The organism is Cyclonatronum sp. (genome assembly GCF_022565315.1).
Lineage (GTDB): Bacteria > Bacteroidota > Rhodothermia > Balneolales > Cyclonatronaceae > Cyclonatronum.
Genome location: NZ_JAIUMX010000008.1, coordinates 1 through 24,347, shown reverse-complemented (window position 1 = coordinate 24,347; position 24,347 = coordinate 1). Strand labels below are relative to the sequence as shown.

The 24,347-nt window shown below is 48.9% G+C and carries 18 protein-coding genes; 15 read left to right on the top strand and 3 right to left on the bottom strand.

Annotated elements, in window-relative coordinates; genetic code table 11:
- Positions 1-20 precede the first annotated feature (20 nt).
- Positions 21-1,007: a GTPase ObgE gene (gene obgE, locus LAT75_RS02875; protein WP_291481117.1), complete on the top strand. Its 987-nt coding sequence runs from the start codon at positions 21-23 to the stop codon at positions 1,005-1,007.
- Complete coding sequence (gene dprA / locus LAT75_RS02870; protein WP_291481116.1) at positions 1,000-2,190, top strand: DNA-processing protein DprA; 1,191 nt, start codon at positions 1,000-1,002, stop codon at positions 2,188-2,190. The genes obgE and dprA overlap by 8 nt, the downstream gene beginning before the upstream one ends.
- 38 nt (positions 2,191-2,228) lie before the next feature.
- Here the strand turns inward: dprA and LAT75_RS02865 are convergent, their stop codons facing one another.
- Both LAT75_RS02865 and LAT75_RS02860 read right to left on the bottom strand, forming a co-directional pair.
- Positions 2,229-2,753, bottom strand: coding sequence for an ATP-binding protein (locus LAT75_RS02865; protein WP_291481115.1), 525 nt, complete (start codon positions 2,751-2,753; stop codon positions 2,229-2,231).
- Positions 2,754-2,773: 20 nt separating this feature from the next.
- Positions 2,774-4,081 (bottom strand): Glu/Leu/Phe/Val dehydrogenase, encoded by a 1,308-nt coding sequence (locus tag LAT75_RS02860; RefSeq protein ID WP_291481114.1) that lies wholly within the window; start codon positions 4,079-4,081, stop codon positions 2,774-2,776.
- A gap of 468 nt (positions 4,082-4,549) precedes the next feature.
- Between LAT75_RS02860 and LAT75_RS02855 the strand changes: the two genes are divergently transcribed.
- From LAT75_RS02855 to LAT75_RS02825, 7 genes are all read left to right on the top strand, one after another.
- Entirely contained in the window at positions 4,550-5,356 is an 807-nt protein-coding gene (locus LAT75_RS02855) for an NlpC/P60 family protein (protein WP_291481113.1), read from the top strand.
- 22 nt (positions 5,357-5,378) lie between these two features.
- On the top strand, positions 5,379-5,879 hold the full coding sequence (locus tag LAT75_RS02850; protein ID WP_291481112.1) for an HNH endonuclease: 501 nt from the start codon (positions 5,379-5,381) through the stop codon (positions 5,877-5,879).
- 142 nt (positions 5,880-6,021) lie between these two features.
- Complete coding sequence (mutS, locus tag LAT75_RS02845) at positions 6,022-8,754, top strand: DNA mismatch repair protein MutS (protein WP_291481111.1); 2,733 nt, start codon at positions 6,022-6,024, stop codon at positions 8,752-8,754.
- Positions 8,755-8,886: 132 nt separating this feature from the next.
- Positions 8,887-10,161, top strand: a complete 1,275-nt coding sequence (serS, locus tag LAT75_RS02840) for a serine--tRNA ligase (RefSeq protein ID WP_291481110.1) — start codon at positions 8,887-8,889, stop codon at positions 10,159-10,161.
- 53 nt (positions 10,162-10,214) lie between these two features.
- The gene (locus LAT75_RS02835) at positions 10,215-11,483 is read left to right on the top strand and encodes an aspartate aminotransferase family protein (protein WP_291481109.1); all 1,269 of its coding nucleotides are present in this window, start codon (positions 10,215-10,217) and stop codon (positions 11,481-11,483) included.
- A gap of 40 nt (positions 11,484-11,523) precedes the next feature.
- The gene (locus tag LAT75_RS02830) at positions 11,524-13,764 is read left to right on the top strand and encodes a S9 family peptidase (protein ID WP_291481108.1); all 2,241 of its coding nucleotides are present in this window, start codon (positions 11,524-11,526) and stop codon (positions 13,762-13,764) included.
- Positions 13,761-14,789, top strand: a complete 1,029-nt coding sequence (locus LAT75_RS02825; protein WP_291481107.1) for a Ppx/GppA family phosphatase — start codon at positions 13,761-13,763, stop codon at positions 14,787-14,789. Before LAT75_RS02830 ends, LAT75_RS02825 begins: the two co-directional genes overlap by 4 nt.
- 36 nt (positions 14,790-14,825) lie before the next feature.
- Here LAT75_RS02825 and LAT75_RS02820 read toward each other — a convergent pair whose 3' ends face one another.
- Positions 14,826-16,052: an MFS transporter gene (locus tag LAT75_RS02820; protein WP_291481106.1), complete on the bottom strand. Its 1,227-nt coding sequence runs from the start codon at positions 16,050-16,052 to the stop codon at positions 14,826-14,828.
- 369 nt (positions 16,053-16,421) lie between these two features.
- On the opposite strand from LAT75_RS02820, the gene LAT75_RS02815 reads away from it, so the two are divergent.
- From LAT75_RS02815 to LAT75_RS02790, 6 genes are all read left to right on the top strand, one after another.
- Positions 16,422-17,174: a hypothetical protein gene (locus LAT75_RS02815; protein ID WP_291481105.1), complete on the top strand. Its 753-nt coding sequence runs from the start codon at positions 16,422-16,424 to the stop codon at positions 17,172-17,174.
- Positions 17,174-18,244, top strand: a complete 1,071-nt coding sequence (locus tag LAT75_RS02810) for a HAMP domain-containing sensor histidine kinase (RefSeq protein ID WP_291481104.1) — start codon at positions 17,174-17,176, stop codon at positions 18,242-18,244. Before LAT75_RS02815 ends, LAT75_RS02810 begins: the two co-directional genes overlap by 1 nt.
- Positions 18,245-18,404: 160 nt before the next feature.
- Entirely contained in the window at positions 18,405-19,655 is a 1,251-nt protein-coding gene (locus tag LAT75_RS02805; RefSeq protein WP_291481103.1) for a hypothetical protein, read from the top strand.
- A 294-nt stretch (positions 19,656-19,949) separates the two neighbouring features.
- Positions 19,950-22,025, top strand: a complete 2,076-nt coding sequence (locus LAT75_RS02800; RefSeq protein WP_291481102.1) for an N-6 DNA methylase — start codon at positions 19,950-19,952, stop codon at positions 22,023-22,025.
- 5 nt (positions 22,026-22,030) lie between these two features.
- The gene (locus tag LAT75_RS02795) at positions 22,031-22,909 is read left to right on the top strand and encodes an ORF6N domain-containing protein (protein WP_291481101.1); all 879 of its coding nucleotides are present in this window, start codon (positions 22,031-22,033) and stop codon (positions 22,907-22,909) included.
- Positions 22,910-23,000: 91 nt separating this feature from the next.
- Positions 23,001-24,161 (top strand): restriction endonuclease subunit S, encoded by a 1,161-nt coding sequence (locus tag LAT75_RS02790; RefSeq protein ID WP_291481100.1) that lies wholly within the window; start codon positions 23,001-23,003, stop codon positions 24,159-24,161.
- Positions 24,162-24,347: the final 186 nt, after the last annotated feature.

The window sequence follows — 24,347 nt, the reverse complement described above, 5'->3', positions numbered from 1 at the left end:
TCAGTTCAATCCGGATTACTATGCGATTTGCGGACTACGCAAAAATTTACCTGAAGGCCGGAAACGGCGGTGCAGGATCGGCTCACTTCAGAAGAGAAAAATACATTCCCAAAGGCGGTCCTGACGGGGGAGACGGAGGCCGTGGCGCCCACATAATTCTCAAAGGCAATGCCAACATGAATACCCTGCTTGACCTGCGGTATAAAAAATTTATCAGAGCACCGCACGGAAACCCCGGTAGTAAGCAGCAAATGACTGGCAAAAGCGGGGAAGACCTCATTTTACCTGTTCCGCTTGGTACTATTGCCTATGAATCTGAAACCCGCCGGCTGCTCGGTGAGGTAACTGAAGACGGGCAGGAACTGCTTGTCGCGCAGGGTGGCAAAGGCGGGCTCGGTAACACACATTTCAAAAGCTCTACCAACCAAAGTCCGCGGTATTCTCAGCCGGGTGAGCCTGGTGAAGAAATTGTAGTGGAAATTGAATTAAAACTTATTGCCGATGTAGGCCTTGTGGGTTTCCCAAATGCGGGTAAAAGCACGCTGCTTTCTGTTGTCTCAGCAGCACGGCCCAAGATTGCTGATTACCCTTTTACAACGCTCGAACCCAATTTGGGCGTGGTTCAGCTGCCGGATTATCGCAGTTTTGTGATGGCTGATATTCCCGGGATTATTGAGGAAGCCCATCAGGGTAAGGGCCTGGGGCTTCGTTTCCTGCGGCATATAGAGCGTAACCGTGCACTGCTTTTTGTAGTAGCTGCCAACACTGATATTGAAGCCGAATACAACATTCTGCTCGAAGAACTACGGCAGTACCGGGCCGACCTGCTTGAGAAACCGCGGCTGCTGGCCATCACCAAAATGGATCTCCATCCCGGGTTTGAACTGCCTGAAGAGCCGGATCTTGATATCCCCTACGTTTGTATTTCCGGTGCCGCAGGCCACAATCTTGATGTGCTCAAAGAGATGATCTGGAAACTCATGCCAAATGATTCAGGTGATGAATGAGAAGCAGATTCGAAATCTGATTGGCCTGAGCCTGGTTCCGGGGCTGGGCGCTTCACGAATTATGAGGCTGATGCAGGCCTTTCCGGATCTGGATGAGGTGTTCCGGGCCGATGCCGCTTCGCTGATGCAGATTCCCGGTCTGGGCAAGGCTACAGCCGCAGCTATCGGCCGTTTTAAGGCCTGGCAGGAAGTGGACCGCATCCTGAAAGTGACCGACAACACGGATGTTTGGCTGCTCTCCCTCGATGATGAGCGCTACCCGCACAGGCTGCGCCATATTTTCGACCCGCCGTTGCTGCTTTGGGGCAGGGGTGATGCAGCAGCTTTGTCTGTGCCTGGCATTGCGGTAATCGGCACGCGTAAGCCCGGCCCCTATGGCAGGGCGCGGGCACAGCAGTTCTCAGGAGATATTGCCCGTTCGGGTCTGAGTGTTATCAGCGGGCTCGCTTATGGAATCGACACCCTGGCTCATGCTGCGGCCGTTGAGGCCGGCGGGCTTACGGTAGCCGTACTTGGCTCCGGTATCGACCGGATTTACCCCTCAGCAAACCGCGCACTCACTGAAAAGATTGTGGCCTCCGGCGGCGCTGTAATTTCGGAATTTGCCCCCGGCACCAAACCGGACCGGGAAAACTTTCCGGTGCGCAACCGCGTGGTGAGCGGGCTCAGTACCGGTGTGCTTGTGGTAGAGTCTGCAACAACCGGTGGCAGCATGATCACTGCCTATGCGGCCCTCGATCAGGGGCGTGAAGTATTTGCGATTCCGCACGATATTACCAATGAAGCCGGCTCCGGCGGCAATACCCTCATCAAAAAAGGGCATGCCAAGCTCACCATGTGCCTCACTGATATTGTTGAAGAAATAAATCTTCCGGCAGGAATCATAAAAGCAAATACGGCACCACAAAATCAGCCGGGTCTGTTTCCGGTTGAAGAACCCAAACCGGCAGCAATCCTGCCCCAAAAATCTCCGGCAACACCAAAATGGAGGACCCTAAAGGAAGTATCACAGCGGGATGACCTGAAAGCGGTTTGTGAGGTTCTTGAAACAGGCGAGCATCAGATTGATGACCTTGCCGAAAAGCTCGAAAAGCCCGGGCACATCCTGCTTGTTGCGCTGCTTGAGCTTGAAATGCTTGGCTGCGTGAAAGCCAAAAGCGGAAAACGGTTCGCCCTCAGCTGAAAAATTTATCTTTATAAATTACCGGCTTACTCAGCAGCCTACAGAGGCGATTTGCTTATGTCTAAGGTCAGTATCAGAATATTCCCCTTATCGTTGTAGCTAACATTTGCAGCCTGATTCATTAAATAAACGCCCCGCCCGCTGGGCTTAAGCAGGTTCTCCTCAGCAAGCGGGTCAGGAATGGTGTCAGGATTAAAACCGCTGCCTTCATCTTCAATTTTGATAATCAGTGTTCGGTTTTCCGTAATCTCACAGTGCATGTATGCTTTTTTGTTTCTGTCAAACTTGTTGCCGTGTTTGATAGCATTGGTAACCCCTTCAGAAACAGCAAGCATTAGAATTGCTTCAAAGTCCTCATTCACAGTAAAATGATTTATGATAGCATTAATTACTTCCGGAAGGCGGTCAAGCTCTGCGAAATCAGATTCAAAGGTAAATGATAAACTGGAAGGGGCCATTGGAGACAGATAAATTATTTGGCTGTTGTCTGTAAGCAGGTACTTGAAGCAGTTTAAAGCTAAAAAAAAGGGATGAATAAATTCATCCCTTTTTTTAATAAACAAAACCTGATCAGAAAATATTATCAGGCGTAAATTCCGCGCAGCTTTAGGGTATCGGCTACCTTCTTGATCGCATACACATAGGCCGCCTGACGCAGGGTGATGTTGTACTCTTCCTTCACATCAAAAATGAGCTGGAATGCGTTGCGCATCATGCGGTTAAGGCGGCGGTTAACGCGCTCTTCCGTCCAGAAATAGCCCTGACGGTCCTGTACCCACTCGAAGTACGATACGGTTACACCGCCCGCATTTGCAAGAATATCAGGAATTACCAGAACGCCTTTCTCCTCGAGTATGTCATCTGCGCTGGCAGTAATCGGCCCGTTTGCACCCTCAGCAATAATTTTTGCCTTGATGTTCGGAGCGTTCACCTTGCTGATCTGATCTTCCTTGGCAGCCGGAATGAGCACGTCGCACTCAAGTTCGAGCAGGGCTTCATTGCTGATGGGCTCAGCGCCGGCAAAACCTTCCAGGGAAAATTTGTTCGCAGCCGAATATTCGATGGCAGCCGGGATGTCGATGCCTTCCGGATTGAAGTAGCCGCCGCTTACGTCGGATATCCCGACCACACGAGCGCCCTGTTCGTACATCAGCTTGGCTGAAATGGAGCCCACGTTCCCGAAGCCCTGAACCACAACTTTGGAGTTTACGGGCGAGATGCCGAGCTTGCTCATGGCAGCGAGTGTTACGGTAACAACGCCGCGGCCGGTCGCTTCCCGGCGGCCAAGTGAACCGCCGATAATCGGTGGCTTACCGGTAACGACCGCGGTTACGGTTTTGCGGGCGTGCATGGAGTAGGTATCCATGATCCAGGCCATGGTGTGCTCGTTGGTACCCATGTCAGGTGCGGGGATGTCTTCATCCGGGCCGAAAACTTCCAGCATACTCGCGGTGAAACGGCGTGTAAGCCGCTCAAGCTCGCGGGCGCTCATCTCACGGGGGTTGCAGCGTACGCCGCCTTTGGCCCCGCCAAAAGGAACGTTCACAACCGCGCACTTCCAGGTCATCCAGGATGCAAGCGCCTTCACTTCATCAATGTTAACATCAGGCGCAAAACGCAGGCCGCCTTTGCTTGGGCCGAGTACGTTGTCGTGAATAACGCGGTAGCCTTCAAACACTTCAAGCTTACCGTTATCCATTTCCACAGGAATAGAGACAGTAACCTGCTTTACCGGGTTAGACAAATATTTGAAGGTACCTTCGTCAAGGTCGAGAAGCTCCGCTGCAAAGCGAAACCGCTCCATCATCGACTCAAAGGGACTTTCTTTATCCAGTTTGGGACCTGGTTCTTTGTAATACAGCGTGCTGTATGTGTCTTTTTTATATGGCATTTTTGTAAAGATAAATTGAGGAAGGAAAAAAAACGGGCCTCCAGAGGTTCGGAACAGGGGTTCGGCAGTCTCAAATAAAAGGAGAGTGCCGTATTTCCGAACGGTCTTAATTTTTGATCGGACCTCCCGGAAACTCATAAATGAAGCCCGATTGAAATATTCCGAATGGCCTTTTAACAGTTGAATCAGTCAAATATTGAATAAGAGCTGGTCTCAGAAATTTTTGTTTGGATACATTGCTGAACAGCATATAAAAATAAGAATTTTATCAGCCCAAATGATAGTCCGAAACGGCATAAATTTATCAGAATCAGTTGTTCCCCTTTCCACTATAGTAACATGTTAGATGTATGGTTTAGTCGTGATCAGCATCCTAAGGAAAGAGGCGTTTTATCCGTATTTGGTTTTAAGGCTGTGGTTTGTTTAATTCAGTCAACCCGGAAAAGGAACTCATCACATATAAAAAAAATGATAAACAGCCCGAACCTCCAAAACCTTGTAATCATATCCGCTGCAACGGCGCCTCAGCGGGCGGCAGCATCAGACGCTGCTGAAATGGTGAACGAGCTGCTGCTCGGGGAATGGGCCGTTTTGCTGGAGCGTGACAGCAGCGGGCGCTGGCTTAAGGTGAGGGCCCTGCACGACGGCTACGAAGGCTGGGTGAGCGTGGCGCAGGCATACGTTTATCAGGATGATGAAGCCGGATTCAGCGGCTGGAAAAGAAGCCGCAGAGCCGGGATGCTGCTTGAGCAGGCAAACGGAAATCAGCTGCGCGTGCCCGTCGGGGCCTTGCTGCCGGCCGAAGAAAACGGGCGTCTCTGCTTTCCGTTTGGCAGCTATGAAATTATAAGGCAGGGGGCGGATTTGCCGCCGGACCTTTTGGGAGCAGCGAAGGGGTTTCTCGGCATCCCGTACCTGTGGGGCGGGCGGTCCGATTTCGGTATCGACTGCAGCGGACTCGTACAACAGCTCGGTTTCCTCTTCGGCATTCCGTTTCCCAGGGATGCTTCACAGCAGATTAAAGCGTACCCGGTTTTGAGCCGGAATCTTAAAGATGCCTTAACGGGCGACCTTATATATTTCAGCTTCGACGGAACCCGGATTGTGCACGTAGGCCTGTACCTCGGCGGCGGCGTTCTGCTGCATGCCTCGGGGGATGTGCGCATGGAGCTGATTGATCCCGATAAACGAAAAACGTCCGGCTTCGTGTTTAATGAGCGCCTGTCAGGCGCTGTTGCCGGTATTCAGCGCCCGGGCTTTACCGGAAGTACATAATTGCCAACTAACTCAGCACAAAATGTTTGACGTTAATGTGTTAATCCTGAATCAGGACTATCAGCCCCTGAATGTGGTTGATGTGCGGAAATCGCTCATGCTCCTTTTTTTGGATAAGGCTGAGCTGATCCATGACTACCCCGACCGCTCCATCCGCACGGTGATGTCCGATTATCAGTACCCTTCGGTAATCAGGCTCAAAAAATACGCGCGGGTGCCGTTTCGCTTTATCGTGCTTTCCCGGAAAAACGTGCTCAAGCGCGACGGCAACAAGTGTCAGTATTGCGGCAGTACCCGCGACCTCACCATCGATCACATCATCCCGCGCAGCAGGGGAGGCGATGACTCCTGGGAAAACCTCGTAACCGCCTGCAACCGCTGCAACAACAAAAAAGGCAACCGTACCCCGCGCGAAGCGCAGATGCCGCTGCTCAGCAAACCCTACCGGCCAAGCCACATCGTTTTTCTCCGCGATTATGGCGGGCGGATTGAAGATAGCTGGAAGCCGTATCTTTACATGTAGTACACGGCAGGATTGCCCTATTTGTGCTGCATTTTGCCCGAAACACAGCTTCCCCAAGCGAATGTGTGTTTTGAAGCCTCTCAGGCAATTGTTATACTTGAAGGCTAACGAATTCTCAATTTAATGCAGCACTTGTTTCCGAATGAAGCCATCCAAAGGTGAGACGCCGCTCATGCGGCAGTACAATGACATTAAGGCCAAATATCCGGGTACGGTGCTTCTGTTTCGGGTAGGTGATTTCTACGAAACGTTTGCAGAGGATGCGGTTACCATCAGCAAAGAACTCGGCATCACCCTCACCAAGCGCAACAACGGCGGTGATCAGACCCCGCTTGCCGGTTTCCCGCATCACTCCCTCGACACCTATCTGCCGCGCCTTGTGAAGCGTGGACACCGCGTTGCCGTGTGCGATCAGACCGAGGACCCCGCAGAAGCCAAAGCGGCCAAAAGAAAGATCGTTGACCGCGAAGTAACCGAAGTCGTGACTCCCGGCGTAACCCTGAACGAAAAGCTGCTGGAACACAAGCAAAACAACTACGCCTTCGCCGTGCACTGGAGCGGCAGCACCGCCGGCGTAGCTTTTTCGGATGTATCGACCGGGGAGTTTGCCCTCACACAGCTTGATGCCCGCGAGCTTAAAAGCTTCCTCACCTTGTTCGCACCCGCTGAAATTCTGGTCAGCAAAAAATTAAAGGGTGATGTGCCTCCGGCCCTCGACGGCTACATGCTCACGTTTCAGGAGGACTGGATTTTTGAACTCGATTACTGCTATCAGCTGCTGCTCGATCATTTTAAGACGCATTCCCTGAAGGGGTTCGGCGTAGAAGAGCTGAACATTGCGCAGGTAGCGGCAGGGGCGCTGCTGCACTACATTAAGGAAAATCAGAAGGCCTCGCTCGGACACATCAGGCGGATTTACGCCTTTGAGAACACGCATTTTATGATGCTTGATGCATCAACCAAGCGCAACCTCGAGCTTACGGCTTCGCTTCAGCAGGGGGGCACGGAAGGCACCCTGATTTCCATACTCGATGAAACGCAGACGGCCATGGGCGCCCGCGAGCTGCGCAAGTGGATCATGCGTCCGCTCAAAAACCTGCGCGACATCCGCCGCCGTCTCGATGCCGTTGAGGCTCTGTACACGGCGCACGAAATCCGCAGCAGCCTGCGGGACGAGCTGGAGCAGATTGGCGACCTCGAACGCCTCATCTCGCGCATTTCGGCAGGCCGGGCCAATGCCCGCGACCTCACGCAGCTGCGTTTGTCGCTTGAGCGCATCATTCCGGTTAAAATGCTGCTTCAGAATCAGGAATCGGCGCTTGTGGTGGCCCTGCGGGACGGTCTCTCGGGGCTGATTGAGCTGCAGGAGCGCATCAGGGAAGCCATTGTGGACGACCCGCCGGCGGGGCTGCGCGACGGCGGCATCATCCGCGAAAGCTACTCGCCCGAGCTGCAGGAAATCCGCGACATCGCCCGAAACGGCAAGCGCTACATCGCCGATATTCAGAAAAAGCTGGTGCAGGAAACCGGCATCAACTCGCTTAAACTGGGCTACAACAAGGTTTTCGGGTATTATATTGAAGTGACGAAAGTCCATCAGAGCAAGGTGCCGAACACTTTCATCCGGAAACAGACGCTCGTTAACGCCGAGCGCTACATCACACCGGAGCTCAAGGAAATTGAGGAAAAGGTGCTCAGCGCCGAAGAGCGCATCTCAACCCTGGAGTTTGAGCTGTTTAACGAGCTGCGGATGCACGTGGCCGAGTATGCCGGGCAGATTCAGCAGAACGCCGCCTCCGTTGCGGCCATCGACTGCCTGCAAAGCCTGGCCGAAACGGCCTTCCTGTTCAACTATGTGAAGCCGCAGGTGGATGACTCTTCGGTGATTGACATCAAAGCCGGGCGGCATCCGGTTGTGGAGCGCTCCCTGCCGCTTGGCGAGCCCTTCATCCCGAACGATATTTTTCTGGACACCGAAACCGAGCAGCTGATGATCATCACCGGGCCCAACATGGCCGGTAAGAGCATCATTTTGCGGCAGACCGGCCTCATTGTGCTGATGGCGCAGGTGGGCTGCTACGTGCCTGCCCGCGAAGCCCGGATCGGCCTTGTTGATAAAATCTTCACCCGTGTTGGGGCTTCCGACAATCTCGCAGCAGGGGAGAGTACCTTCCTCGTGGAGATGAACGAGGCTGCAAACATCCTCAATAATGCGACCGATAAATCCTTGATTTTACTGGATGAAGTCGGGCGTGGAACAAGCACCTTCGACGGACTCAGCATTGCGTGGTCGCTGGCCGAGTACCTGCACAATCAGCCGAAGGTTGCGGCCCGAACCCTGTTTGCGACGCACTATCACGAGCTGAACGAGCTGGAAAGCATGTACGACCGCATCGTGAATTTCAACGTGCAGGTGAAGGAGCACGAAGGCAAAGTGATTTTTATGCGGAAGCTGATCCGCGGCGGGGCCGATCACAGCTACGGGATACAGGTCGCCGGCATGGCGGGTCTGCCAAAAGTTGTCATCGAGCGGGCGCGGGAAATCCTGCATAACCTGGAGCAGCACAGCCTCGACATCACCAACAAAAACGGTCAGCTTACTGAAGTTGAGGATGGTGACGAGTCGGTGTCATCAAACGGAGTACTGCCATCCGGCACCTCAGCTGCCGGGGCGAAGAAAAAGGCTGCCGAATCCCTCTCTAAAAAAATCCCGAAACAGCCAGCGCTGCCGCAGTACGATTTATTCGCCGGGGCTCCCGACCCTCTTGCCGAAAAACTGAAGGAGAAAATTGCGCAGGCCGACCTCAACAGCATGACCCCGATCCATGCCATGATGTTTCTGATTGAGCTCAAAAAGGAGCTGGGTCAGCTTTGAGCCGCCTCAGGCATCTGAAGCCATCCATCGAAACACCCAAAATCCATACACCCGTGTGGCAGCAGGATTCCGTATTTTTACAGCTGAAATTCAATCCCAAAATTATTAGAACCCGATTATAATTCTTTCCAAATGTTAGATATTTCTGTGATTAAGGAGCAGCCGGAACTTGTGAAAACGGCCATGCTCAACAAGGGCGAAACCGATACCAGCCTTGTGGATACCCTGCTGGAAACCGATAAAAACTGGCGCGATGCGGTGAAGGAGCTTGACAGCCTCCGTGGTGAGAGCAACACCAAAGCAAAGCTGATTGGTCAGCTGATGGGCAAAGGGCAGAAAGCCGAAGCGCAGGCCCTCATTCAGGAAACCGGCGAGATGAAGGGCGCCATTAAAGGACTCGAGGATAAGGAAAAAATGCTGCGCGAACAGCGTTTCGGGCTGATGCTGCGCATCCCCAACATCCCGCATGAAAGTGTGCCCGTCGGGAAAACCGAGAACGACAATGTGGAAGCGTTCCGGCACGGTGAGCTGCGTACCGATGAATGGGTGAAACCGCACTGGGAACTCACCGCCGAGCACGGCTGGATCGATTTTGAGCGCGGGGTGAAGGTTACCGGAGCCGGATTTCCGTTCTATAAGGGTCCCGCAGCCCGGCTGCAACGTGCCCTCATCAACTATTTTATCGACACCGCTACGGAGCGCGGCTACACAGAGCTGATGGCGCCCTTTATGGTGAATGAAGATTCGGCACGCGGTACGGGGCAGATTCCGGACAAGGAAGACATGATGTACACCGTGCCCCGCGATGGTTTTTTCATGATTCCGACCGCTGAGGTGCCGGTCAGTAATTTCCACCGGGATGAAATTTTCGAGCTCAAATCCCTGCCGGTGAAGTACGTTTGCTACACGCCCTGCTGGCGCCGCGAGGCCGGTTCTTACGGCAAAGACGTGCGCGGACTCAACCGCCTGCATCAGTTCGATAAGGTAGAGCTGGTGAAGTTTGTGAAGCCTGAAACTTCTTATGATGAGCTCGAAAGCTTGCGCGAAGACGCCGAATTTCTGCTTCAGCAGCTGGGCCTGAGCTACCGCCGCCTGCTGATGTGTACCGGCGATATGGGCTTCACGCAGAGCAAGAAGTACGATCTCGAAGTGTGGAGCCCGGGTCAGCAGCGCTGGCTTGAGGTGAGCTCCTGCTCCAATTTTGAGGGCTTTCAGGCCCGCAGGATGATGGTGCGGTACCGCGACGAGAAAGGCAGTATCGAGACCCTGCACACCCTGAACGGCTCCGGACTCGCGCTGCCCCGCGTGATGGCCGCTATCCTCGAGGAATATCAGCTGCCGAGCGGCAAGCTTCGGGTGCCTGAGGTGCTGAAGCCGTACCTGGGCGGCGCCGAAGAGCTCGGCTGAACGTTCCGCTTACCATAATGTATAGCCCGTCATGCTGTCACTAAAATGACAGCATGACGTTTTTTCGACACCACTACTCCGTAGCATTTTCAATGCATCAACCCAACCAAACCCTTTCCGCGAGAGACGCCTTTTACCGGCATGTTGCCCTTACAAGCGACGCGCCCATGGGCATCGAAATTGACCTCGCTGAGGGACCTTTTTTCTACGATACTACCGGCCGCAGATACACCGATTTCATTTCCGGCATTGCGGTCAGCACCCTGGGTCACCGGCATCCCGCCGTCGTGAGCGCCCTTCGCGCGCAGCTCGACCGGCACCTGCACGTGATGGTGTACGGGGAGTTTATTCAGCGGCCGCAGTCTGATTTCGCACGGCTGCTGACCTCGGTACTGCCGGAAAGCCTGGACCGCATCTATTTTGTGAACAGCGGTACCGAAGCCAACGAGGGCGCCCTCAAGCTGGCCAAGAAACACACCGGCCGTACCAAACTCATCGCCTTCCGGAACAGCTATCACGGCGATACGCACGGCGCGCTGAGCGTTACCGGCCGCGATGTGTACCGCGACCCCTACCTGCCGTTGCTGCCCGATGTGTACTTTTTCGACTTCAACGATGATGCCGTTCTTGAAGCCGTTGATTCCCAAACGGCCGCCGTTATCCTTGAGCCGATTCAGGGCGAGGGCGGCATCATCCCGTCCCAAAAACCCTGGCTGCAAAAGCTGCGGGCGCGCTGCACCGAAACCGGCGCCTGCCTCATTTTTGATGAAATTCAGAGCGGCTTTGGCCGAACCGGAAAGCTGTTTGCTTTTGAGCATTACGGGGTCGTGCCCGATATCCTGTGTATGGCCAAGGCTATGGGAGGCGGTATGCCCGTAGGCGGATTTGCTGCATCAAGCCGGCTTTTTGAAGCTTTTATGTACGATCCGCCGCTGAATCACGTCACGACTTTCGGCGGACACCCCATGAGTTGCGCGGCGGGACACGCGGCCCTGTCGTTTACCCTCGAACACCGGCTATGGGAACGGGCCCCATCCATCGAAAAACAAATCCGCGAAGGTCTTGATGTGCCCGGCGTTGTGGAAATCAGGGGGATGGGCGCTATGCTCGGCCTCGTACTGCCTGATTTTGACACCACCCGCGCAGTCGTTGAGCGCTGCCTCGAACACGGACTGCTGCTCGGCTGGACCCTTCATTCCAACACCCTCGTGAGGCTTGCGCCCCCGCTCATTATTGAGGATGAGGTCCTTCAGGAAGCCATCGGCATCACTCGGGAAAGCATTGCCTTTGTTGAGGCCGCTAAGTCCTCAGCAGTAAAGTGACATTAATTCGTCAGTATCCTCATCACAAAAAAATAATCTTATGCATCACCTCGTCCGGCTTTCAGTTATAATGTTCGTGCTGGCGGTTTGGGTACCGCAGCACACGCAGGCGCAGGAACTTCAGCGCTACGAATCGCTACAGCAGGCGCTGTTCAGTGCCGGAAACCTGTCAGGGGGTAACGGTCCGGGTTCGGTAAACTGGATCGCCAACGGCGACCGGCTTTCGTACATGACCCGCAATGCTGAAACCGGCCTGAGTGAGATTTACACCTTCGATCCGGCAAGCGGGGAGGACGTGCTCGTTTTCGACGGTGCCTCCGTCACTTTTCCCGGCAGCGAGGTGCCGTTTTCATTCCGCTCGTTTCAGTGGTCTGATGATGCCCGCTACATCATTTTTCAGACCAACTTTGAGCCGATCTACCGGTACTCCGGCACGGCTGACTATTTTTATTACGCGCTCGAAGATCAGTCGCTCGAACTCGTCGCCTCCCGCGCCTTTACAGCTGAGCTCTCGCCCGACGGCACCCTGCTTGCCTACCACAAAGACGGCAACATGTTTGTGTACGATCTGGAAACCAAAACAGAGCGTCAGCTGACCTTCGGCGATGAGGAAAACGTGTTTTACGGCCGGTTTGGCTGGGTTTATGAGGAAGAGTTCGGGCTGGTGCAGGCCTGGAAGTGGTCGCACGACAGCCGCCACATTGCCTTCTGGAAATCCGACGAGCGGGAGGTGCCGATGTTCCGCACGACCGACTTTGAGGGTACGCATCCCGAGTGGTTCGAAATTCCGTTTCCCAAAGTGGGCGACACCAACCCGACCGTCGAAATCGGGGTAATTGATGTGAACAGCGCCGAAACGGTCTGGATGGAACTTGACTTGGGCGACGGCTACGTGCCGCGCATTTACTGGACCGCCGATCCCGGCAGGCTGGCGGTTACGACCATGAACCGCGCACAGACCGAACTCGGTCTTCATTTATATGATATCAAAAGCGGCGCGGGTGAGCGGGTGATGCATGAAGAAAGCGAGGTCTGGATTGATGTGTTCGATTTCTTTGCCGGAATTGACGACTATTTTTTCTTCCCGCAGGAAACCGAATCCTTCTTCTGGATTTCTGACCGCGACGGCTGGAAGCACATTTACCATTTCAGCTACGAGGGCGAACTCATCCGGCAGGTAACCTCCGGGGACTGGCAGGTCACCTTCGTACACGCGGTTGATGCCGAAAACGAACTCATTTATTACACCTCTACCGAGGTGTCGCCGCTGGAGCGGCATCTGTACCGCATCGCATTCGACGGAAGCGGCAAGGAGCGCATCACTCAGGTGCCCGGCCGGCACCGCGTGGATATGGGCCCCAACGGACGCTTCTTCATCGACCGCTACTCCAACACTGAAACGCCCCGGCAGGTCGAGCTGTGGGGCACGCAGCCGGTCCGCATGATTCAGAAGCTCGAGGACAATGCCGCGGTGCTCGATTTTATAACCGAATTCGCCTATTCCCCGCGTCAGCTGTTCAGCTTTGTGACTTCTGAAGGCGTACCGCTCGACGGCTCGCTTGTACTTCCGCCGGATTTTGATGAAACCAAAAGCTATCCGCTGGTGCTCAGCATCTACGGCGGACCCAGCGCGCAGGGCGTGTACAACGAATTTGAGGCCAACGGCTTCATTCAGTTTCTGGCGCAGCAGGGCTATGTGGTGGCCAACGTGAACAACCGCGGCAGCGGCGGCTACGGCCGCGATTTCGAAAAGAGTGTTTACCTGCGGCTCGGCCATCTTGAGGCCCGCGACTTCGCCGAAACCGTGAACTGGCTGGCAGCAGAGCACCCGTGGATCGACGGCGACCGCATGATGATTTACGGTCACAGCTACGGCGGCTACATGAGCGCCCTCACCATGGGCCTCGAGCCGGGCGTGTTCCAAAGCGCCATTGTGGCGGCACCGGTCACCGACTGGCGCCTCTACGACACCATCTACACCGAGCGCTACATGGGGCTTCTGGATGAAAACCTCGAAGGCTACATCCAAAGCTCGGTGATGACGCACGTAGGCAATATCGAAGGCCGGCTGCTGCTCGTGCACTCCGCCATGGATGAAAACGTGCACCTCCAAAACACCATGCAGCTGGTAACGGCCCTCACCAATGCCGGCAAAGATGCCGAGCTCCGCATTTATCCGCCCGGCGATCACCGCGTGTGGTACAACCTGCCGAGCTACCTGCTGCTGCACGAAACCTATTTCGATTTTATTGAACGCACCATCGGGAGCCGTTCGAGATGACCAATGCTGACAGCACCTTCAAAGCCGCCATCGATATCGGCACCAACACCGTGCTGCTGCTCATTGCCGAGGAGCAGCCCGACGGCCGGCTGCGCATCATTCGGGAGGAACAGCGCATCCCGCGGCTTGGCCGGGGCGTTGACCGCGACCGCACGCTTCACCCCGACAGCATGGAGCGCGTGCTCAAAGTGCTGCGCGAATACAGCGAGCTCATCGGCGTAGCCCTCGACCGCTACGGTCTGGGTGAGGTCCCGCTCACGCCCGTTGTTACGGCAACTTCAGCCGTGCGCGATGCCGCCAACCGGCAGGAATTCCTGGAGCGGGTGAAAGCACAAACCGGCTGGGAAATCCGCCTGCTTTCAGGCGATGAAGAAGCGGCCGCAACCTTCCGCGGTGCCCTGCGCGTGCTGCCTGCGGCGGCTTCCAAAAAAGCGGACCGCGCCCTCGTTTTGGATATCGGTGGAGGCAGCACCGAAGCGGCATTCGGCAGCTTCGACTTTACCGGAAAGCCGCAGGCTTTTGTCTCGGTCGATGCGGGCTGTGTCCGCTTTACCGAGCGTTTTTTGCAGCCTCCCGCTGAGGATCATGCCGCTGCTTTTCCGTATGCCGATTTCCGGCCCGAAGTCCCGCAGATTGAGGCCTGCCGTAAGGCTGTTGCCGGGGCGCTTCAGCAGATGGAGCCGGTGAGGCAGCTGCTCAGGGCCGAAAAAGAAGCGGGGCACTTGCCCGTAATGGCGGGCGTAGCCGGCACGGTAACGACCCTCGCCTTCATGGAGCTCGGCATGCACGAGTACAGCGCCTCCGCCCTGAACGGCACCCGCATTTCCCGCGACCGCCTCACCTACTGGATTGAGTGGGCCGCCGCGAGAACGCCACGGGAGATGGAGCACGCCTTCCCCCTCGTGATGGAAGGCCGCGCCGATATCGTGCTCAGCGGCCTGCTCATTTTGGATGAAGCCATGGCCTTTTTCGGCTTTGATGAGCTGCTTGTCTCCACCGGCGGCATCAGGCACGGGGCATTTTAGGGGCGTTTGTTTTTTTAGGGTGATGGCCTCCCAAACCTAATCCAGCGCATCCTGATCGTAGGTGCGCATCGCGGCAAGAAAGCTGAAAACGGCAATGATGGCACAAACCACGATGATGGAAAAAACCGCGTAGGACGCCGCGTACGGACCCTCGAAAACCTGATCCATCAGATAGCCCGCAATCGGCGGACCCAGACCAAAGCCGGCAATGCTGATCACAAAGAGGTAAAGTCCGCCGGCGAGGGCCCGCTGATTGGGCTTCACCATAAACTGAATCAGCGCGGCAGCGACCCCGTTGAAGGACGATGAAAACAGCACCGCCCCGCCCAGCAGCAGCAGGGCCGTGAAGCCGTCGCCCGCGAAAAGCCCGAGTCCGTAGAGCGGCACCGCTCCGACCGCCGGAATGATGCCCGCCCAGAAGCGCCAGGCTTTCTTTTTGAGAGCCAGATAATCGGCCAGCTGACCCATCAGGATCACCGTGCCCGCAACGCCAAACTGAAACCAGCCGTAATGGCGGATCAGATCGGGGCGCTCAAACACATCCACAAAAATGGTGCTCACAAACGCGAGCACGGTGTAGCCGATGGCGGCAAGCATGGCGAAGCCGAGCAGGTGCAGCTGAATGGTGCGCTTGGCCAGCATCTCCCGCAGGTGCGAAAACGTATCCCCAACGAAGGTGCCCGAAACGACTTTGTTGACCCGCGCATCCCGGATAAAAAACCAGGCAACCGGCGCCAGCAGCAGTCCGGGCAGACCAACAACTTTCATGGCCGTTTGCCAGTCGGCCGACTGCGCAACGGTACCCCCAACAAGGAAGGAGAGTCCGATGCCGATAAAAATGCCGGCTGCATAAACGGAAAACACGCTTGCCCGTTTTTCCGGTCTGAAGGTTTCAGCCAGCAGGGCATAGGCGGCGGGCCCCAGCATGGCTTGGCTCACGCCCAGAATCAGGCGGTAAAAAATCAGCAGGGCAAAGGAAGCGGCAAAGCCGCTGAGCACGGTAACCAGGCTCCAGGTAAACACCGCAATGGCAATCATTTTACGCCGCGACCACTGATCGGCCAGCCGCCCCATCGGGATACCGGCGAAGGCATATATAAAGGAGAAGGCGGTACCGTACAGCAGACCGATCTGCACATTGGTGAGGCCCAGATCCATCCTGATTTGCGGAGCCAGCACCGCCACGATCTGCCGGTCCACAAAGCTCAGCACGTAAATGGCAAACAGAATAAACAGCAGCCAGAATGAATAGCGTTTAAACATCAGAAATTTAGAAAGTTGACGGCTTCAGGAAGGCGGAAAAGATACTGATTTTGCAGCACTGTTTCGCCTGGTAAAGACAGATATTCTGATTAGTGGGGGAATTTGAAGGGATGGGGGGGCAGTTGTAAAATTAGCAGCCGGGGAATTCAGAAACAAAAAGGGGGAAGGAGTTGAAGTCCTATACAATGTTTTTATAGTATTTCTAACTTTTGATGTTTTAAGCTGCTGTTTGGGTACTTAATTGCAATTAGGAAGTGGTTTAGGTTGATTTTTCTTTGCTTATATTGCTTGGGAGGGTATATTGGGGTTGTTCAATAATATGTAATAAAACAAATAGAACTCAAATAAATTCGACATTAAAATCATTTTATGGATGAAATTCTAATCAGTATAATTACTCTGTTAATTGCTTCTTTTATTAACTTTTTAGCAAAGTCAATATATAACAGGATTACAGGTGCAAATAAGTCATTTCTTTGGAAAAATAAGTTTCCCTCACTAGAGGAAATGAAAAGTTCAATAGAGTTTGAAGATTTAAAAAAGCGGGTAAGGATACTCGTTATCGATGATGAAGATGGATTCCCAGTAAATATATTCCAATCAGAAGGCTATAACATTGAAAAATGGTCTAAGGTTAATGATTATGGAAAACTTGAAAGAGGATATTACGACCTAATCGTACTGGATATAAAAGGTGTAGCATCTCATATTTCATCTGACGATGGCTTAGGTGTTTTAGATAACTTGAAGAAGTCGAATCCAAGTCAAATAATTATCGCACACTCACAACATAGTTTTGACTTAGGTAAAAGCCGTTTTTGGGAATTAGCAGACGAAAATATTCCTAAACCTTGTGATTTTTTAAAAATGAAAAGTATAATTGATAATTTAATTTTATCTAAGTACACACCAAGCAGATACTTTGGATATTTAGAACAGATTTTAAAAAATAATAAATATTCAACTAAACAGATAAATAAAATTAATAATAAAATTGCAGAAGTAATTAGAAATAATACCCAACCTAATTGGCCAAAAATAATTGAATCTGACAACCCTACGTCATTTTTAGTCAAACAAGTATCTTCAATTGGCAATACTCTTATCAGAATATTTAAGTAATGAACCTTGCACTATTCAAAGCTCTAAGTAAATATCCATTTATATATAATAATGAATTTTATGATTCTAATGAATTAACCCAAAATCGAACTTGTACATTGAAATGTAAAGAAAAAGATTGCCTTACATTTAATCGATCTACAGAAGTTTATAGTTCTTATGTTTGCTCAAAAGGATATGACAATTACTATTTCAGTATAAATGACTTTAGTATCATACTAAATGGTCTAATTAGCGAAAAAAACAGGTCTGTTCCTAAAGGTCGAAAGGATGTTAGAACTGAATACTTAATTCGAGTATCTGACATAGATGTATTCATTAATAAAATTGAAGTAATTGTTGCTCATTTAGAACGGACAGTAAATGAAACAATTGAAATGAATTTCTCTATGTTTCATGATTTCAAAACATCCATGTCAATATTTTTTAGCTGCACACAGGATTTAATCAACAGACAACCAGGGTCTAGTTTTGAAGAAAAGTTGCTTAATAGTGATCCGATTTATCAAGATCTTTTTAATTCACTTGAATTAATTACTTCACAGTTAGGCATGATTGATATTATTGTAAATCCTAAAAGCATTTCGTTTGGAACTAAAAGACCAATAAATCCCTATAAATTATTTGAGAAAATAAAAATTTTATTTGATCATTTAGCTAATAAGAAAAAAGGCATCACAATTAATATTACAGCTGATTCAAAAATAAGGGATTGCTATTGCTATGAATCAATTGAATTTATCCCATTGATATTGATTCATAATGCCTTAAAGTATTCATCCCCACATTCAACTATCGAAATAAAACTAGAGCAACGAAGTTCCATTGTCAGAATAATCGTAAAAAATATTGGGCCGTATGTTTCTGATGATAATACCTTAAAAATATTTGAAAAGTTTTTCAGAGATCCATCAGCTGCTGATTTTTCTAAGGAAGGTATTGGAATTGGGTTATGGATAGCCAAATCTATATTGACAGCACACTCTTCAGATATAAGATATTTCAAAGATAAATATGGAGTAAATGGTGTTGGGTTAAATATATTTGAAATTGAACTCGAATCAACGTAATTGTTCTGTAACAAGCGTTTCGTACAGACGGGTTGGCGTTTTTTGCTTAAATTCAGAATTGGTCGGCCCGCTGCACAAACGCAGAGTCTTTGTGTGTTTAAAACATCCACCTTCATAAATCAAAATAATATTTAAACAGATGGGAAAACAACTTTATAATTTGGATGAACTCATTCTTGAATGTCGTGATCAAAAAGCAAGAAACTATATTAAAGAAGCTGTGGCCTGTTACAACTCTGGTGCATTTCGAGCGTCTATAGTTGCGACTTGGATTGCGGTTGCGTACGATTTATTGGAGAAAATCCGTGAATTAAGTTTAACTGGCGATCAAGAAGCAGAAAAGCAAGCGGAGTTTTTTGAAAAAGCTTGCCAATCTGGAGATATTTCTGCGGCATTACGAATTGAAAAAGAATTGCTTACACTTGCACGAGATAAATTTGAATTGATCTCTATAATTGAGTTTACAGATTTAAAGAGGCTACAAGATGATAGAAATAGATGTGCTCATCCATCAATGGTATCGACAGAAGAATCCTATAGCCCGTCCGCTGAATTAGCGAGATATCATATTTGTAATGCTGTTGAATGTTTACTCAAACATCAACCTGTGCAAGGCAAGTCAGCACTTGCCAGATTGCTAAAGGAAGTTGATTCCGAGTATTTCCCTAATAATACTGTGGACGCCATCTCTCATTTTAATCATGGCCCTCTGTCTAAACCAAGAAAATCACTTGTTAGAAATTTTATAATAGTCTTACTTAAGAAAATGATTTTTAATGATCTCAATTATAAAGAGATGGTTCGCTATGGTTCAGCATTAAACGCTATACGTAACTTACATAGAGAAATTACAGAAGCAACATGCCAAGAAAAAGTATCAGAATTAATTAGAGCCTTAGATGATGGGAACTTAAATAGAGCAGTTGCATTTCTCAAAAATGTTCATGACATATGGCCACTCATCGATAAAAATATTCAAGATACTATAAAAAGATATGTCAGAAATATGCCAAGTAAGGATTTATACGGTTTAACTGATCTTATAAAAATAGCAGAACTCAAAAAAATGGTATTTGAGAGAATAAACAAACTTACTAAACATGAAGCTTTTAATGATTTATTATTTGATAATCATCCATCAATCAATAGTAGGCGTATTCAGATTTATATCAAATCTGCAAATTATGAATTTGCAAACAATGTTGCGGAAGATTTTAGGATGTATGTTTCTGATCTAACAAAAGAGCAGACCCAAAAACTGATTGAAGGTTCTTCTACCAATAGCCAGGTAATAGATAGCTACGAATTCCCGTCGATTGTCTCAAGTTTGAGAAATAATAAAAACATAGACAAAACCGAACTCAATAATTTACTATCAGACCATAATCTAGATAAATATGTAATTGACTAAATACATTACAAACTATTTCAACACGGGCTTTGTCACGTAACGCATGATTTCGCAACCCCTGCCCTTGTTTTAGTTGTTATTTTTCTCCACTTATTCGCTGTAAAGGCAAAGCCGGTTAAACCGCCAAACCACCTTGTAGCAGAAAAACCACTACCCAAATTAAGCATTCCAATCATCAAAACAACGCAACAAATATTCGACTTAACTCCAATTTTGGATTGTAAAGCATATATTTATTGCGTTTACGAATAAGAATGATAAATTTGACATTTAAACAACCCACAGAAAAAATAGATGCAAGGAAAACAACTTAGAAAATTAGAAGCCGAACTGTGGAGAGCCGCAGATCAACTCAGAGCTAACAGTAAACTGACTGCTTCGGAGTACTCCATGCCTGTATTGGGTCTGATATTTTTACGACACGCATACAACCGCTTTCAGAAAGTCAAAATTGAAGTAGAAAAAACCTTGCCCTCGCATCCGCAACGGGGTAAGCGACCGTTGACTAAAAAAGATTTTGAGGAACAAAATTCAATGTTCCTTCCCGAAAAGGCACAGTTTGATTATTTGGTTTCATTGCCCGAAAGTGCCGACATAGGCGAAGCGATTGATAACGCTATGAAACTGATTGAGGACGAATACGACAACCTCAAAGGGGTTTTGCCCAAAAACTTTTCGATTTTCAGCAAAGACCTGCTGCGGGAACTGCTCCGCATTTTCAATAAAGAAGTGCTGCAGAAAGCCGAAGGCGATTTGTTTGGGAAGATTTATGAGTACTTCCTCAACAAATTTGCCATGACCGGTGCACAGGAGGGCGGAGAGTTTTTTACGCCTATGAGTTTGGTGCAAACCATAGTAAATGTCATCGAACCAGAAAGTGGAATTATTTTTGATCCGGCTACAGGTAGTGCGGGTATGTTTGTGCAAACCGGCTATTTCCTTGAAAAAGAAGGCGGCAATGTCGCCGAAAAAGTCACTTTCTACGGTCAGGAAAAAGCTGAACTGAACACCAAGCTTGCGAAAATGAATATGGCCGTACACGGCCTCGAGGCTTTTATTGTTGAGGGAAATACTTTCTATGAAGACAAGCACAATCTTGTCGGCAAATGCGACAGAGTAATGGCAAATCCTCCGTTTAATGTGGACGGTGTGGACAAAGCCAAAGATGCCGTAAAGAAAGACCCCCGTTTACTATTGGACGGCAAAGTAAATCTGCCCAAAAATGACAACGCCAATTACCTGTGGATTCAGTATTTCTATAATTACCTCAAACCAACAGGCAGAGCCGGTTTTGTGATGGCTTCGTCTGCCAGCGATGCCGGACACAGCGAAAAAGACATTCGGGAGAAGTTGGTAAAAACAGGTGCAGTAGATGTGATGATGGCCATAGGCAATAACTTTTTCTATACCCGTTCATTGCCTTGCACCCTTTGGTTTTTTGACCGGGCCAAAGAACAAGACGATGCGAAAAAAGACAAAGTGCTGATGCTTGACGCAAGAAAGATTTACCGCAAAGTAACGAGCAAGGTAAATGACTTTAGCCCGGAGCAACTGCAAAACCTGATTTGCATTGTGAACTTGTATAGAGGCAATACCCAAAAGTTTGAAAGCACGGTAAAAAGCTATTTGCAAACTGCTGCCGACTTGGCCAAAGAAACAGCCCGGGCAACCACCGAATTGCAAAAGCAATTGCAGAAAGTATTAAAAACACTCAGCTCATTTAGTCTGAAACAGGATTCTCAGGATGTAGGGATTGACAAGATTATCGTGGAGTGGAAAGAACTGCAAAATGAAGCGAAATCAATCTTTGAATTACAGACCCAATTGACAGACACCGTCAGGAAAAATAAAGGCAATCAATTCATCACAGAAATCACAGTTCAGACAAAGGCACTCCGCAAACCACAAGACAAACTCATCAAACAATTACTGGATGCCATAAGCTCAGCCGCCAAAGAACACCAACTGAGTAAAACGGCAGCCTGGAGAGAGCTGAATCTGAAAGAAGAGCTCGACCAACTGAAAGCCGTGCAACAACAACTCAGCGGTAACCCCGATGAAGAAGAACCAGGACTGCTGCACGAAACCGAATATTTCTACAAACAAGCCCATTGGCTCACAAGCCGTTTTCCCGATGGCGTTTATACCGATGTGGAAGGACTTTGCAAAGTAGTAAGTCAGGCAGAAATTGAAGCCAAAGACTGGAGCCTTAGCCCCGGAAGATATGTAGGGGTGGAGACCGCCACCGATGATGACTTTGACTACGAAGAACGCCTGAACGAAATACATATCGAGCTGGAAGGATTGAACGAAGAGGCTAATGTGCTGGCAAAAACCATTGCTGAAAATTACCGAAGTATTTCAATCTGATCGTTATGGAGTTGAGCATAAGAAATATTGAAGACGGAATTTTCACGGTGAGAGGCATTCAAGTGATGTTGGACAGTGACTTGGCTGTACTTTATCAAACCGAAACCAAAGTCATTAACAGGGCAGTAAAAAGGAATCCACTCAGATTTCCGGAAGCCTTTATGTTTCAGCTCACTGAAAAAGAATGGACAGACTTGAAGTTCCAATTTGGAACCTCAAGTGAACATGGAGGAAGACGAACGCTTCCCTATGTGTTCACGGAGCAAGGTGTAGCGATGTTATCTGCCGTGTTAAACACCGAAAGAGCAATATCTGCAAGTGTTCAAATCATGCAGGCATTTGTTGCCATGCGAAAATTTTTGCTGAACAATGCTTCGGTTTTTCAGCGGTTAGATCAGGTCGAATTAAAGCAACTTAAAACCGATGTGAAGTTAGAGCAAATTTTTAAAGCATTGGAAGCGGGTAAAATTAAACCCAGTCAAGGTATTTTCTTCGATGGACAAATTTTTGACGCGTACGTATTTGCTTCTGATCTCATCAAAAAAGCCAAAAATGAACTTATTCTGATTGATAATTACATTGATGAAACCACTATTACTCATTTAGCTAAAAAAGCCAAAAAAGTGAAGGTGCTGTTATACACCAAAACCACAAGCAAGCAACTTTTGCTCGATATAAAGAAAGCCAACGAACAATATGATAACAGCTTTGAACTCAAAGAACTTAAGAACAGCCACGACCGCTTTTTGATATTAGACGGAAAAGAACTCTATCATATAGGCGCATCTTTGAAAGACTTGGGTAAAAAGTGGTTTGCTTTTTCGAAAATGGAAGACAGTATGCTCCATTTGATTTTGGAACAATTAAAAAAGGAGAAATTATGATAACAAGAATACACATTGAGCTGGAAGGATTGAATGGAGAGGCTGTTGCCTTGGCAAAAGCGATTTCTGAAAACTTTAAAGAGTTGGCTATATGAAGTGGGAGAAAAGTACTTTAGGGGAATTGATTAAAAGCTATGGCGGTAAAATTCAAACTGGACCTTTCGGCTCGCAATTACACCAGCACGATTACAAATCTGAAGGAATCCCAGTTGTAATGCCAAAGGATATTATTAATGATAGAATTGAAACTGGTTCTATTGCACGGATAAACGATGATGATGCAGATAGATTAAGAAAACATAAATTGAATATTGGAGATTTGGTTTTACCAAGAAGAGGCGACATAAATAAAAGAGCAATATGCAAGCCCGAAAATGAAGGATGGTTATGTGGAACAGGGTGCTTGAAAATTAGGTTAAATGATGAAATTGTTGATCCAAACTATCTATACTACTATTTTACGCTTTCGCAAGTTGTCAAAAGCATTTTGAATAAAGCGATCGGCTCTACAATGTTGAATTTAAGTGGAGCTATTCTATCTTCAACGGAGTTAGTATATCCCCCCCTCCCCACCCAACGCAATATCGCCAGCATTTTATCGGCTTATGATGATTTGATAGAGAATAATATGAAGCGGATAAAGTTGTTGGAGGAGAAGGCGTTTTTGAGGTATAAGCAGATTGTGAGGGAGGAGAAATTTCAATTAAAAGCATTTAACAAAGTTGCCGATTATATTAATGGTTATCCATTTAAACCTAAAGATTGGAAAGAAGAAGGTTTGCCCATCATTAAAATAAAGGAATTAAAGGGAGGGGTTCAAAATAATACACCAAGAAACGATGGAGAAAATGTGCCTGAAAAATATCTAATTGAAAATAAGGACATTCTTTTCGCCTGGTCAGCTTCAATAGGTGCTTATTTATGGGCTTCTGGGAAAGCTATTTTAAATCAACATATTTTCAACGTGAAACCGTTTGATAAAGAATTACATAATTGGCTTTACTTCTCTTTGCTTGAAAGAATTCCTGACTTTATAAATTTATCTAATGGAGCAACAATGCAACACATAAAAAAATCAGCTTTAGGAATGGTCTTTTTACCAATTCCGCCAAAAAAAGTCTGTGAAGAATTCCAAAAAGAGACAGAGCCAATATTGAATTTAATTGTGAATCTTAACCAACAAAACACCAAGCTTCGCGAAGCAAGAGATATATTATTACCTAAACTAATGAACGGCCAAATAGAAGTATGAGTAAAATAGTGATATATAAAACACCTGATAAAAAGACCGAAGTGGAGGTTCAATTTGATGGTGGATATTCCGGTCCATACTGACCCCCTCTGGCGGTAGCTTTTAGCCGCGAGTTTCAGCCTGCCATTCCGGCGGATGCTGACCCCTGTGTGTGATTTATGTGCGCCATGAATGCGTGCCCCTTTT

Coding starts and splice junctions, on each gene's coding strand:
- obgE (WP_291481117.1), top strand. CDS start 21: ATGCGATTTGCGGACTACGCAAAAATTTACCTGAAGGCCGGAAACGGC.
- dprA (WP_291481116.1), top strand. CDS start 1,000: ATGAATGAGAAGCAGATTCGAAATCTGATTGGCCTGAGCCTGGTTCCG.
- LAT75_RS02860 (WP_291481114.1), bottom strand. CDS start 4,081: ATGCCATATAAAAAAGACACATACAGCACGCTGTATTACAAAGAACCA.
- LAT75_RS02855 (WP_291481113.1), top strand. CDS start 4,550: ATGATAAACAGCCCGAACCTCCAAAACCTTGTAATCATATCCGCTGCA.
- LAT75_RS02850 (WP_291481112.1), top strand. CDS start 5,379: ATGTTTGACGTTAATGTGTTAATCCTGAATCAGGACTATCAGCCCCTG.
- mutS (WP_291481111.1), top strand. CDS start 6,022: ATGAAGCCATCCAAAGGTGAGACGCCGCTCATGCGGCAGTACAATGAC.
- serS (WP_291481110.1), top strand. CDS start 8,887: ATGTTAGATATTTCTGTGATTAAGGAGCAGCCGGAACTTGTGAAAACG.
- LAT75_RS02835 (WP_291481109.1), top strand. CDS start 10,215: ATGACGTTTTTTCGACACCACTACTCCGTAGCATTTTCAATGCATCAA.
- LAT75_RS02830 (WP_291481108.1), top strand. CDS start 11,524: ATGCATCACCTCGTCCGGCTTTCAGTTATAATGTTCGTGCTGGCGGTT.
- LAT75_RS02825 (WP_291481107.1), top strand. CDS start 13,761: ATGACCAATGCTGACAGCACCTTCAAAGCCGCCATCGATATCGGCACC.
- LAT75_RS02820 (WP_291481106.1), bottom strand. CDS start 16,052: ATGTTTAAACGCTATTCATTCTGGCTGCTGTTTATTCTGTTTGCCATT.
- LAT75_RS02815 (WP_291481105.1), top strand. CDS start 16,422: ATGGATGAAATTCTAATCAGTATAATTACTCTGTTAATTGCTTCTTTT.
- LAT75_RS02810 (WP_291481104.1), top strand. CDS start 17,174: ATGAACCTTGCACTATTCAAAGCTCTAAGTAAATATCCATTTATATAT.
- LAT75_RS02800 (WP_291481102.1), top strand. CDS start 19,950: ATGCAAGGAAAACAACTTAGAAAATTAGAAGCCGAACTGTGGAGAGCC.
- LAT75_RS02795 (WP_291481101.1), top strand. CDS start 22,031: ATGGAGTTGAGCATAAGAAATATTGAAGACGGAATTTTCACGGTGAGA.
- LAT75_RS02790 (WP_291481100.1), top strand. CDS start 23,001: ATGAAGTGGGAGAAAAGTACTTTAGGGGAATTGATTAAAAGCTATGGC.